Here is a 625-nt window from a genome sequence, read left to right as displayed (position 1 = left end):
ATACTCTTGACTGTTTTGATATTCATTACCTTGTTGGTCAGAGTAAGTTAGTTTATCCTGTCCATCGGAAGTTTTTACTACCTTAAGGAAATGATATTCCTTTGATATATCAAGTGTATCATTTGTTGCTCTATTTATAGCACGAGCAACATCATAAAACGCAACGTGTTCTACAGGAGAAAAACTTCCAACGTTTTCTCCATCCATTTTTTCTATATTTGCTTTATAGTAGGATACGTTTTTAATTTCTCCACCCACTATTTCTTGACCAGTTGCTATGAAATCTCCTTTTGTAACTTGCAAAGCGTTGAGATGTTCCATTGCAGTTTCTGTATCATTCTCAGCAAGCCAGCCTTTAAAGGCGTTATCATGCCCTTTTATTTGATCTAAAAAGCTTCCTGATTTATGTGAGTCACCTTGACGTAAAGCATCTAGGTAGTCTCTTAATAAACTAGGATCTTTTTCCTGTAAGTACATTATCAACGCATGACCTGTTTTATAAACTAGGCTATTTGCTTCGCTGTCATCTGAATATTTTAAGCTTAAAATTTTATCTATAGCTCTTTTCATAGAAGTCCGGATGTGATAAGATAAGGATAGAAGATGATAAGGAGGTTGAGTGCCA

General features: G+C 35.0%; 1 pseudogene. It reads right to left on the bottom strand.

Annotated elements, in window-relative coordinates:
- Positions 1 to 570 (bottom strand): annotated as a pseudogene (locus ACIPNH_RS01115) (peptidase M2); the annotation flags it as partial.
- Positions 571 to 625: the final 55 nt, after the last annotated feature.

This window comes from Wolbachia endosymbiont of Drosophila barbarae (genome assembly GCF_044752445.1).
Taxonomy (GTDB): Bacteria; Pseudomonadota; Alphaproteobacteria; order Rickettsiales; family Anaplasmataceae; genus Wolbachia; species Wolbachia pipientis.
The sequence above is the reverse complement of the archived record's forward strand: the minus strand, read 5'-3'. Positions and strand labels throughout refer to the sequence as shown.